This is a genomic window from Amycolatopsis kentuckyensis (genome assembly GCF_002155975.1).
Classification (GTDB): Bacteria; Actinomycetota; Actinomycetes; order Mycobacteriales; family Pseudonocardiaceae; genus Amycolatopsis; species Amycolatopsis kentuckyensis.
Map to the genome: position 1 here is coordinate 1 of NZ_MUMI01000342.1, position 12,039 is coordinate 12,039.

Annotated in this window: 5 protein-coding genes; 3 read left to right on the plus strand and 2 right to left on the minus strand. The window is 73.8% G+C overall.

Annotated features, from left to right (window positions below):
• Together CCN39_RS30230 and CCN39_RS30235 are read right to left on the minus strand one after the other, a co-directional pair.
• Nucleotides 1–3,439, minus strand: a 3,439-nt coding sequence (locus CCN39_RS30230; protein WP_143264208.1) for a condensation domain-containing protein, incomplete at its 3' end; no start/stop codon positions are given.
• Between the two features lie 34 nt (nucleotides 3,440–3,473).
• Nucleotides 3,474–4,265, minus strand: a complete 792-nt coding sequence (locus CCN39_RS30235; RefSeq protein ID WP_086847714.1) for a hypothetical protein — start codon at nucleotides 4,263–4,265, stop codon at nucleotides 3,474–3,476.
• 238 nt (nucleotides 4,266–4,503) lie between these two features.
• Here CCN39_RS30235 and CCN39_RS30240 point away from each other — a divergent pair, with 238 nt between their 5' ends.
• The 3 genes from CCN39_RS30240 to CCN39_RS30250 form a co-directional block, all read left to right on the plus strand.
• On the plus strand, nucleotides 4,504–5,994 hold the full coding sequence (locus CCN39_RS30240; RefSeq protein WP_244211070.1) for an FAD-binding oxidoreductase: 1,491 nt from the start codon (nucleotides 4,504–4,506) through the stop codon (nucleotides 5,992–5,994).
• 22 nt (nucleotides 5,995–6,016) lie between these two features.
• On the plus strand, nucleotides 6,017–8,761 hold the full coding sequence (locus CCN39_RS30245) for an acyltransferase domain-containing protein (protein ID WP_086847716.1): 2,745 nt from the start codon (nucleotides 6,017–6,019) through the stop codon (nucleotides 8,759–8,761).
• Nucleotides 8,762–8,798: 37 nt separating this feature from the next.
• Nucleotides 8,799–12,039: type I polyketide synthase (locus CCN39_RS30250; RefSeq protein WP_143264209.1), on the plus strand; the 3,241-nt coding region annotated here is incomplete at its 3' end.

A 12,039-nucleotide genomic window follows, 5' to 3' on the forward strand; every position in this document is an offset into this window, starting at 1 on the left:
CCGGCACGCCGTCGGCGAGCACCCAGCGACCGCGGACGGGGAACACCGTGTGGACGTCGGCTTCGAGCGCGCGCAGGGTGCGGACGAGCGCGGCGGGCGCGGGTTCGGCGCCGATCAGGGCGATGCGGCCGCTGGCGGCTTCGCCGAGGTGCTCGGCCACGCGGGCCCAGATCGCCGGGGTGGCGTGCACGACGCCGACGTCGTGCCGGGTGAGCAGCCCGGCGAGCAGGTGGCCGTCACTGCGGGCCGCGTCCGGCGCCACGACCAGCGGCGCACCGGTGGTCAGGGCCAGGAGCAGTTCCGGGACGGCGGCCGAAAGCCACAGCACCGGCCTGGCCGCCACCGATACCTGCCGCACGGAGTCGGCGAGTTCTCGATGGGTCACACCGGGGAGCGCCATGCTGTCCGGGGACACAGCCGCGGCGTCCGGGTCGACGGCCACTGTGACGGCGTAGGAGATTTTCTCGGCACCCAGCACGATCTTCGCGTCGGAGCCGTCCGTGCTGACGGTGGCGCCGGCCAGCCAGCTGCCGAGGATCGCGGCCGCGAGGTCCGGGCCGCGCGGGGCGGCCACGGCGACGACGTCACCCGGCCCGGTCCCGGCGTCGGCCAGCAAGGTCGTGACCGCCGCCGCGGCGCGCCAGAGATCCCGGTAGGACGTCGTGCCTCCGTCGGTCACGATCGCCGGTGCGCCGGGGTTCTCCGCGACGTGCCGGGCGATCGCCGTGAGGACGGTGTCCGTCCCGGCCGGAGCACCAGGGGTGTCGAGGACCGCGTGATCGGTGGCGCCCCAGCCGTCCAGCTCGCGCAGCGGCCGGTCCGGCGCGCTCGCCGCCGCGACGAGCAGGGCGTCGTAGCGCTCCAGCAGCAGCTCGACCTCGCCGCGGTCGAGCACCTCGGCGCCGTAGACCGCCTTGACGCGGCTCTCCGCCGCCGAGGGCAGGATGACGAACTCGAGGTCGAACTTGCTGTGCCCGGGGTCGATTTCGACGACCTCGGCGGGCGCGCCTCCGAGGCTCGTGGCGGCCCGGCCGCCGAAGGGCAGGTAGTTGAACACGTGCCGGAACATGGTGGTGCGCCAGGACGAACCGGCGCGCTCGACCTCCGGCAGCAGGACGTCCATCGGCACGTCCGCATGCGCGATGGCCTCGAAGAACAGGTCCCGCACCCGGCGGCTGAACCCGCGGAACGTCTCGGCCGTGTCGATCCGCACGCGCAGCGGGACGATGTTGACGTGGTAGCCGATCGCGCGCTGGGCCTGCTGGCTGCGGACGTTCACCGGGAAGCCGACGGCGAGGTCGGGGCCGGCGCCGTGGGCGTGCAGCAGCAGGTAGTAGGCGGCCAGCAGCACGACGACGTCGGGCGCCTTGAGTTCCTTCTGCAGCGCGGTGACGACGTCCTTGGCGGCCGCGGAGAACGGGCGGACGAGCTGCTCGCCGCGCAGGGTCGGCTGCGCGCTTTCCTGGCCACCGCACCACAGGCCGGGCCCGCCCGCGTCGAAGTCCCGCAGGTGCTCGCGCCAGAAGGCGAGACTCTCCGGCTTCGGCTCGGACTCCGGCCAGAGCGGGACGGGCGGACCGGCGTCCGGGAGGTCCCCGGCGAGCACCGCGTCGTAGGCGGCGGCGAGCTCCTCCAGGAAGATCGACATCGACGTGCCGTCGAAGATGAGGTGGTGCACGGCCACGCCGACCGAGTCGTGCTCGGGGCCGTGGTACAGGCCGACGCGCAGCAGCGGCGTTCCGTCCAAAGTGAACGGCCGGGTGATCAGCTCCCGCAGCCCGGCCTCGACGTCGGAGCAGTCCGACCCTTCCAGCCGGATCGGGACGGACGGGAGCACCGACTTGGTGAGCCGCGTGTCGTCGGCGTGGAAGACGGTCCGCAGCGCGTCGTACCGGCGCACCAGCTGCGCGACGGCCTCCTGCAGGACGGCCCGGTCGAGCCGGCCCGCCACCCGCAGCGCCACGCCCGGCACGTTGTTGACGCCTTCGCCGGGCACCAGCCGTTCGAGCAGCCAGAGCCCTTCTTCCTTGCGGGTCGCCGGAATCTCAGCGATCGGCATGTCCGGTCCCTTCGGGGAGGTCTTCGACGGTGACGAAGGCGTGCGGAACCGCCTCGGCGGGCAGCCGCGCGGCGANNTCGCCGCGCGAGAGGGGGCGTTGGCGTAGGCGGTGAAGGGCAGCCCGGGCGTAGCGGCCGAGGCGGGCACGGTCACCGGCTCGCCCTCGCGGGTGTAGACGACGTCGACCAGGCCGGGGCCGCCGGCCGACCAGGTCACCGCGGCCTGGTAGCCCCGCCGGCGCCCGAAGTCGTGGAGGTCTTCCGGGTCGGGCGCGGTCACCGCGACCGGGGTGGCGCCCGTGTCGAGCTTCGCCAGCGCGGCCAGCTCGCGGGCGACCCGGCCGTTCGGCACGCCGGTGATCCGCGCGGACGGCGGCCGGACATCGCTCAGCAGCGTCTCCAGCGCGGCCGGATCCCAAGCCTGCGTGTGCGCCGGTTCGACGGTCGCCGCGGGTTCCTTGCGCAGCACGGCGTCGTAGCGGTGCCGGCTCAGCTCGTTGTGGTGGCGGGCTCGTTTCAGCCGGACGTCGGCCGCCGCGATCCCGGGCAGCGTGGCGGCCAGCGCGGGGAAGAAGTCCGGGTCGACGAGCAGTTCCTTCTCTTCGAGGACGCTGTTCTCGACCAGTTCCCGGCCCGTCTCCGGGGCCGCGGCCACCTCCTCGGCCAGCACGGCGGCGCGGAAGGCGCGCAGCAGCCGCAGGTTCCGCACGTCGCCGGCGAACACCGCGCCGCCGGGCACGACCAGCGCGGCGGCCTGGCGCAGGACGTCGGCGAGGTAGCCGATGCCGGGGAAGTACTGGACGACGGAGTTGATCACCACCGTGTCGAAGTGGTTCCCGGGCAGCCCGGAGAAGTCGTCGGCCTCACGGTGGTGCAGCGTCACGTGGGCCAGCGTGGGGTCGGCGGCGACCTGGCCGGTGAGCGTCTCGATCACGGTCGGGGAGAAGTCGGTCGCCGCGTACTCTTCGCACGACGGCGCGAGCTTGGCCATCAGCAGGCCGGTGCCGACACCGATCTCCAGCACCCGGCGGGGCCGCAGCGACCGGATCCGCTCGACGGTCGCGTCCCGCCACTCCCGCATCTGCGCGAGCTCGATCGGCAGCCCGGTGTAGGTGCTGTGCCAGCCCACGAAGTTCTCCCCGAGCCCACCGGACTCGGGGAGTTCGCCGTACACCCATTCGTAGATGAGCTGCCACTCCTCGACGCGCGCGCGGTCGTCGCCGGCTTCGGCGACCGGGTCCCGCGGCACGACACGGGCGACGAGCCGCCCGGTCCCGGGTTCGCGGGTGACACTGGCCCGCGCGACACCGGGGTGCCCGGCGAGCGCGGCTTCGGCTTGGCTTTCCGTGCCGGTGCCCAGACCGGTCGGTGACGTCGGCATCAGCTCTCCTGCTGGGATGGTCCGAAAAGGGCGGTCAGGGGAGCAGGCCGCGGACGGCCTGCGCGACCTCCGGCTGGCTGAGCAGGCCGGAGTGGTCGATGTCGAACCGGATCTCGCGCGCGCCGATCTCCAGCGCGCCGGGCAGTTCGGCGGAGCGGATCACGTCGACGCCGCCGAGGTCGCCGGGGACGGTGACCTGGGAGGCGGCCACCAGGTAGGTCATGTAGCTGCGGAACCAGGAGACGAGCTCGTCAGCGCGGTCGGCGTCCAGTTCGACCCGTTCGAACGCCGTGGTGCCGACGTCGCGGTAGAGCCGCACGAACTCCTTCGTGAGCGTCTCGAGGTCGTCGTGGGTGCGCTGGGCGGCCTCGCCGGCGGCGTGCGCCTCCCGCACCTCGTCCTCGGTGAGGACGGCGGCGAGCGCGTCCACCACGCGGAAGAAGCCGTAGTACAGCACGGTGAAGCCGGTGGCGGCGGTCGGGTCGAACAGGACCACCCGCGGCTTCGCCTGCCAGGTCGCGATGCGCTCGGCGATGGCGAGGGCGAACACGCTGGACGCGCAGTAGCCGAACACCGCCTTGACCTCGGCGCCGCTCGCGCGCAGCTCCGAGGTCCACCGGTCGAGGTAGTCGTCGCCGGTCATCCCGGTCTCGTCACCGACGGCGGGCGGCAGGCTCTCCCAGATGCCGTACGGCGTTTCGAGGTGCTTCGCGAGCTCGGCGAACCCCGCCTCCGGGCGCCCGGTGACCGTGAAATCAACCGTGATGATTACTTCCTTGTCGTCCGCATTTTCGTCGATCGGGTGCCATGAATGGAGTTCGGTCACGATTGCCCGCCTTAAATCTCCGGCAGAATAAAGATTTCCGCAGGGTGAAGCTAGCAGTGGCCGATCGGGCCGGTAACCCCTAACGCGCCCCTAAGCAACGCCAGGTCGAGACCTGGTTCCGGGCGGTTAGGGGTTGGATCGCGCCGGAACGCCACCGTAGTGTTCGGCGACGATGACGACGGTGGGATGCTCATTTCCGGCGTCACAAAATGACCGAAGTGAAGAATGAGGGCGATCGATGGGTGCGGTGACCGTTCTGCCGGACGACGCCCGGTACGCCGATCTCGTGCGCGGGGTCAACCAGCGCTGGGTCGGCAAGCCCGACTACGTCCGCGTGCCCACCTCCACCGAAGAGGTGGTGGACGCGGTCGGCACGGCGGTGCGCGAGGGACGGCGGATCGCGGTCCGCAGCGGCGGCCACTGCGTCGAGGAGATGGTCGGCGCACCGGACGTCCAGGTGGTCATCGATCTGTCCGAACTGAACCGGATCGGCTTCGGCGCCGAGCGGGACGCCTTCTTCGCCGAACCCGGCGCCACCGTGGGCCAGGCCTACCGGACCCTCTACAAGCGCTGGGGCGTCACGATCCCGGCCGGGTCCTGCCCGAGCGTCGGCCTGGGCGGGCACATCGCGGGCGGCGGGTACGGCCCGCTGTCGCGGAAGTTCGGCTACGTCTCCGACCACCTGCACGCGGTCGAGGTCGTCGTGGTCGGCGCCGACGGCACCGCGCGAGCGGTGGTCGCGACCAGCGACCCGGACGACGAGAACCACGACCTGTGGTGGGCGCACACCGGCGGTGGCGGCGGCAACTTCGGCGTCGTGACGCGCTACTGGCTGCGGATCCCCGGCGCGACCGGCGCACCCGCGGCCCTCCTGCCCACCCCGCCCGCGCGGCTGCTGGTGCAGCAGGACGTCTGGGTGTGGGACATGCTCGACGAAACCGCGTTCACGCGGCTGCTGCGCAACCACGGCGAGTGGTACGAGCGCCACAGCGACCCCGGCTCCCCGTACGAAGACCTCTACAGCGGCCTGTGGTGCGGGACGCGCGCGTCCCAGTTCGTCGCCATGTCGACACAGATCGACAGTGCCGCCCCGAACGCCACCGGCCTGCTCGACGACTACGTCGCCGCGATCCGCCGCGACCTCGGCGTCGCCCCGGCGCTGAGCAGCCGTCAGGAGCTGCCGTGGCTGCACGCGACGTCGTGGGGCGGCATCGCCGACAGCGGGGACCACACGCTGAGCTTCAAGATCAAGGCCGCCGACCTGCGGAAACGCTGCACCGACGAGCAGGCCGCCAAGCTGTACCGGCACCTGCTGCGCGAGGACTACGGCAACCACCGCGCCGGCGTGATGTTCGTCGGCTGCGGCGGCCGGATGAACGCGCTGTCGCCCGCCGACACCGCGATCGCCCAGCGGGACAGCATCCTCAAGCTCGTCTACTCCACCCACTGGGACGCCTCCGAGCAGGCCGGGCCGCACCTGGCGTGGCTGCGTGAGTTCTACGCGGACGTCTACGCGGAGACGGGCGGCGTGCCGGTGCCGGACGAGCGGACCAACGGGTCCTACGTGAACAACCCGGACTTCGACGTCCGGGACGAGCGGTGGAACTCCTCCGGGCTGGCCTGGCACGAGCTCTACCACCAGCACAACTACCCGCGGCTGCAAGCGGTCAAGGCGCGGTGGGACCCGGGCGACGTGTTCCGGAACCCGTTCTCCGTGCGGCTCCCCTGAGCCCGATCCCGGGAGGTAACGAGTGGCCACCCCGACCCTGACCACCGAGCACGAGCACACCGGCAGTGGTCACGACGTCGTGCCGCTGATCGTCTCCGCGGACAGCAAGGCGGGACTGCGGTCGAAGGCCCACCGCCTCGCGCGGTACCTCGCCGACCACCCGGACACGCCGTTCGAGGCGTTCGCGCGCTCGGTCGCGGCCGAGGACACCGGCCGGGCGCACCGGGCCGTGCTGCTGGCCGGGGACCGCGACGACGGCCGGCGCGGGCTGGACACCCTGGCCGCCGGCCAGCACCCGCCCGGCGTCGTGCGCGGCAGTGCCCGGCGCGCCGAGCGGGTCGTGTTCGTCTTCCCCGGCCAGGGTTCGCAGTGGCCGGGCATGGCGCTCGACCTGCTGGAGTGGTCGCCGGTGTTCGCCGCGGAACTCGCCCGCTGCGACGCCGCGCTCGCCCCCTTCGCGGATTGGTCCGTTGTGGACGTCCTTCGTGGACGGCCCGGCGCGCCCACCCTCGACGACGGTGCCGACGTCGTGCAGCCGGTGCTGTTCGCGGTGATGGTGGCACTGGCCGCGCTGTGGCGCGCGCACGGCGTCGAACCGGCCGCCGTGGTCGGGCACAGCCTCGGCGAGGTGGCCGCCGCCTGCGCGATCGGCGCTCTTTCGCACGCCGACGGCATGCGCGTGGCCGCGTTGTGGAGCAGCGCGCAGGCCACGCTGGCCGGCCGCGGCGACATGATCTCGGTGCCGCTGCCGGTGGCCGAGGTGCGCGCCTGGCTGGCCGGTCGCGACGGGCTGGACCTCGGCGCGGTGAACGCGCCGTCGTGGGTGGTCGTCTCCGGCGACTCCGCCCCGGTGGCGCAACTCCTGGCCGACCTGACCGCCGAGGGCGTGCGGGCCCGGCGCATCCCGGTCGGGCTGGCCGCCCACTCGCGGCACATCGACGACATCCGCGAGCGGCTGCTGGCCGACCTCGCCCCGCTGACGCCGTCGTCCACCGTGGTCCCGTTCCACTCGACGGTGACCGAAGGCCCCCTCGACACCGCCGCGCTCGACGCCCGCTACTGGTTCCGCAACCTGCGCAACCCGGTCCGCTTCGACGAGGCCACCCGCGGGCTCGTCGAGCAGGGGCACGGCGTCTTCGCCGAGATCAGCCCGCACCCGGTGCTCACGGTGGCGGTCCAGGACACGGTCGACGCGCTCGACGGCCGGGCCGTCGTCCTCGGCACGATCAGCCGTCGCGAAAACGGCCCGCGCTCCTTCCTCGGCTCGCTCGCCGCGGCCTACGTCTCCGGCGCCGGTGTCGACTGGACCGCCGCCTTCCCCGGTGGTGCCGAACCGGTCGCCCTGCCGGAGTCCGGCTCGGACGCGACGGTCGCCGCGGCCGGCCTGCTGGCCGCCGGGCACCCGCTGCTCGGCGCGGCCGTCGAACTCGCCGAAGACGGCGGCTGGCTGTTCACCGGCCGCCTCTCGGCCGCGCAGCACCCGTGGCTGGCCGGGCACACCGTGCTCGGCCGGACCGTGCTGCCGTCGTCGGTGCTCGTCGAACTCACCCTGCACGCGGCGTCCGAGCTCGGCTGCGCCCGGATCGAGGAACTCACCCAGCACCTGCCGGTCGTCTTCGCGGAAGAGGCGCTCTGCCTGCAGGTGCGGATCGGCCCGGTCGACGACGCCGGCGCGCGCCGGATCGGCGTGTTCGCCCGGCCGGACTCGGTCGGGGCCGCCCAGGGCGGGCCGTGGACGCGGCACGCCACCGGGATCATGGCCGAGACCGCGGGCTCGGCGGCCGGGCCGGAGCCCCTGGCGTGGCCGCCGCCGGGTGCGGTCGCCGAGGACGCCGGGACCGCCCGGGACCGGCTGCGGGCGCACGGCATCGAGCTGGGCCCCGAGTTCGGCGGCCTGACCGGCGCGTGGTCGCTCGACGGCGAGCTGTTCGCCGAGGTGGTGCTACCGGCACTGGCCGGGAGCGGCGCGGGTTACGGCATCCACCCCGCGCTGCTGGACTCCGCGCTGCAGGCGGTCGCGCTGTTCCCCGCCGCGGCCGAGTCCGACGGCTGGCTGGCGTCCTCGTGGAGCGGCCTGTCCCTGCACGCGGCCGGGGCCCCGGCGCTGCGGGTCCGGGTACGCGCCACCGGCGCGGATTCGGTGTCGGTTTCGGCCACCGACCTGGTGGGCCGGCCGGTGTTCTCCGCCGAGAACGTCGTCCTGGGCGCGCTTCCGGAGGAGTACGTCCGGGCGCCGCACGCCGAACCGGCCGGCCGGGGAACGCCGGACGGCGGGTTCGCCGCGAAGGTGGCCGCGCTGCCCGGCCCCGCCCGCGCGGAACTGCTGCTGGACCTCGTCCTCGAGCACACCGCGGCGGTGCTCGGCCGCGACACCGCCGTCGGCGACGACACCTTCACCGACCTCGGCTTCGAGTCGCTGACCGCGGTGGCGCTGCGCAACCGGCTCGCCGAAGCGACCGGGCTGAAGCTGCGCACGACGCTGGCCTTCGACTACCCGACCCCGGCCGCGCTGGCCGGGCACCTCCTGGAAGCGCTGAGCCCCGCGGACTCCGGCGTGCTGGCCGACCTCGACCGGCTGGAGGCGGCGCTGCTGGGCGAGGCGGGCGGCGGCCTGCACGGCCGGGTCAAGGTCCGCCTGCGCGACCTGCTGTTCCGGCTGGACGGCGCGGCGGACGAACGCGACCCCGAACCCGGGGAGGCCCCGCTCGACACGGCGTCGGACGACGAAATCTTCGCACTGCTCGATCGGGAGCTCGACCTGTCCTGAGACACCTCAGGCGGACAACGCACGGAGTTGACGGCACATGGCGAACGAGGACAGGCTCCGCGACTACCTGAAGCTGGCCACGGCGGACCTGCGCCAGGCCAAGCAGCGGTTGCGGGACTTCGAGGCGCGGGAGACCGAGCCGATCGCGATCGTCGGCATGGGCTGCCGGTTCCCGGGCGGCATCGAGACGCCCGAAGCGTTGTGGCGCCTGGTGTCCGAGGGCGAGGACGTCATCGGGGACCTGCCGGCCAACCGGGACTGGGCGGCGCTCTACGACCCGGACCCCGCGCGGTCCGGCACGTTCTCCATGCGCGGCGGCGCGTTCCTGCACGACGCCGACCGGTTCGACGCCGGGTTCTTCGGCATCTCGCCGCGCGAGGCCCTCGCCATGGACCCGCAGCAGCGGCTCCTGCTGGAGACGTCGTGGGAGGCCCTCGAACGCGGCGGCATCGACCCGCGGACGCTCAAGTCGAGCCGCACCGGCGTGTTCGTCGGGGCCATGCAGCAGAACTACGCGCCGAGCTCGCACCGGGTCCCCGAATCGGTCGAGGGCCACCTGCTCACCGGCACGATCACCAGTGTCGCCTCCGGCCGGATCGCCTACGTCCTCGGCCTGGAAGGTCCGGCGGTCACCGTCGACACCGCGTGCTCGTCCTCGCTGGTCGCCCTGCACTGGGCGGTGCAGGCGCTGCGGCGCGACGAGTGTTCGCTGGCACTGGCCGGCGGCGTGACGGTGATGGCGACGCCGGGCATCCTCATCGAGCTCAGCCGGCAGCGGGCGCTTTCGCCGGACGGCCGGTGCAAGCCGTTCTCCGCGGACGCCGACGGCTTCGGGGCCGCCGAGGGCGCCGGGATGCTGGTGCTGGAACGGCTGTCGGACGCCCAGCGCCACGGGCACCCCGTGCTCGCGGTGGTCCGCGGCTCGGCGGTCAACTCCGACGGCGCGTCCAACGGGCTCAGCGCCCCGAACGGGCCGTCGCAGGAGCGGGTCATCCTCGACGCGCTCGCCAACGCCCGGGTGGCGGCGAGCCAGGTCGACCTGATGGAGGCGCACGGCACCGGCACCCCGCTCGGCGACCCGATCGAAGCCCAGGCGCTGCTGGAGACCTACGGCCGCGGCCGGTCACCGGAACAGCCGCTCTGGCTGGGCTCGGTGAAGTCCAACATCGGGCACACGCAGGCGGCGGCAGGGGTCGCCGGGGTGATGAAGGCCGTGCTGGCGCTGCAGCACGCGACGCTGCCGGCGTCGAAGTACGCGGGACGTCCGACGTCCGAAGTGGACTGGTCGGCGGGCACGCTGCGGCTGCTGGACACCGGCGTCGAGTGGCCTTCACGTGATCACCCGCGGCGGGCGGCCGTGTCGTCCTTCGGGATCAGCGGCACCAACGCGCACGCCATCCTCGAAGCCGCGCCGCCCGCCGAACCCGCGGAACCGGCGATCGTGCCCGCGGTCGTCCCGTGGGTTCTGTCGGGCCGCACGGGGGAAGCCCTGCGTGAGCAGGCGGCTCGGCTGTCCGATGTGGATTTCCCGGGACTGCCCGAGGTGGGCTACTCGCTCGCCGTGACGCGGGCCCGGTTCGAACACCGGGCCGTCGTGGTCGGCCGGGACCGGGCCGACCTGCTGCGCGGGCTCGCCGCCGTCGCCGCGGGCGCGCCGGACGACGCGGTGGTGTCCGGGGTGGCCGGGAAGCCGGGCAAGGTCGCGCTGGTGTTCCCGGGGCAAGGCTCGCAGTGGGCCGGGATGGCTCTGGAGCTGGCGGAGTCGTCGCCGGTCTTCGCGGCCCGCCTGGACGAGTGCGGTGCCGCCTTGGCATCCTTTGTGGACTGGCGGCTGCGCGATGCGCTGGCCGACGCCGAGGCGCTGGCGCGGGTCGACGTCGTGCAGCCCGCGCTGTTCGCGGTGATGGTGTCGCTGGCGGAGCTGTGGCGCTCGTACGGTGTCGTACCCGACGCGGTCGTCGGGCATTCGCAGGGCGAGATCGCGGCCGCCGTCGTCGCGGGCGCGCTGTCCCTCGAGGACGGTGCCCGCGTGGTTGCCCTGCGCAGCAAGGCGATCCTCGCCCTGGCCGGACGCGGGGGCATGGTTTCGGTGGCCGCGTCCGTGGAAGCCGTCGAAGCGCGGCTGACCGAGGGGCTGTCGATCGCCGCGGTGAACGGCCCGGCCGCGGTGGTGGTCTCGGGCGACCCGGGCGCCCTCGACGCGCTGATCGCGTCGTGCGAGGCCGACGGCATCCGCGCCAAGCGGATCCCCGTGGACTACGCGTCGCACTCCGCGCAAGTCGAGGAGATCCGCGGCGAACTCCTGAGCGTGCTCGCCCCGATCACCCCGCGGACGGCCGAGACCGGGTTCTTCTCCACCGTGACCGGCGACTGGGCCGACGGCGCCGAGCTGGACGCCGAGTACTGGTATACGAACCTCCGCAGCACGGTGCTACTCGACGACGCCGTGCGGGCGCTGGCCGAGCGCGGCTTCGGCACGTTCGTCGAGTCCTCGCCGCACCCGGTGCTGACGATGGCCATCGGCGAGACGGCGACCGCGCTCGGCACCCTGCGCCGCGGCGACGGCGGCCTCGCCCGGTTCCAGCGTGCGCTGGGCGAGGCGCATTGCGCCGGCGTCCCGGTCGACTGGACCCCGGCGTTCCCCGGCGCGCACCGCGTGGACCTGCCGACCTACCCCTTCCAGCGGGAAAGCTTCTGGCTGCGCACCGAAAGCGAAGCTCCGGCCGACGGCGGATTCTGGGACCTCGTGGACCGCGACGACCTCGCGGACACGCTCGGCGTGGCCGTCGACGCGCCACTGGACGAGGTCCTCCCGGCCCTGGCCGCGTGGCGCCGCCGCCGGGTCACCGAATCCACTGTGGACTCCTGGCGGTACGGGATCACCTGGCAGCCCGCGGACCTCCCCGCCGCGACGCCGTCCGGGCGCTGGCTGGTCGTCCGCGGCGACGACCGCACCGGCCAGGACGTCGTGGACACCCTCGCCCGCACCGCCGAGGTGGTCACCCTCACCCTGACCGGCACCGACCGCGCCGCGCTGGCCGAGCGGCTCACCGGGCCGTTCGACGGTGTCGTCTCGCTGCTGGCCGCCGACGAACGCCCGCACCCGGAGTTCCCGGAGAGCCCGGCCGGGCTGATCCTGACCCTCGTCCTGGCCCAGGCGCTGGGCGACGCCGGGGTCACCGCCCCGCTGTGGGTGCTGACCCGCGGCGCGGTCCGCACCGGGCCCGCCGACGACCTGCCGGGCCTCGAGCAGTCGCTGCTCTGGGGCCTCGGCCGCG

Excerpts from the sequence above, each read along its gene's own strand:
- CCN39_RS30240 (WP_244211070.1), top strand. The coding sequence starts at position 4,504 with ATGGGTGCGGTGACCGTTCTGCCGGACGACGCCCGGTACGCCGATCTC.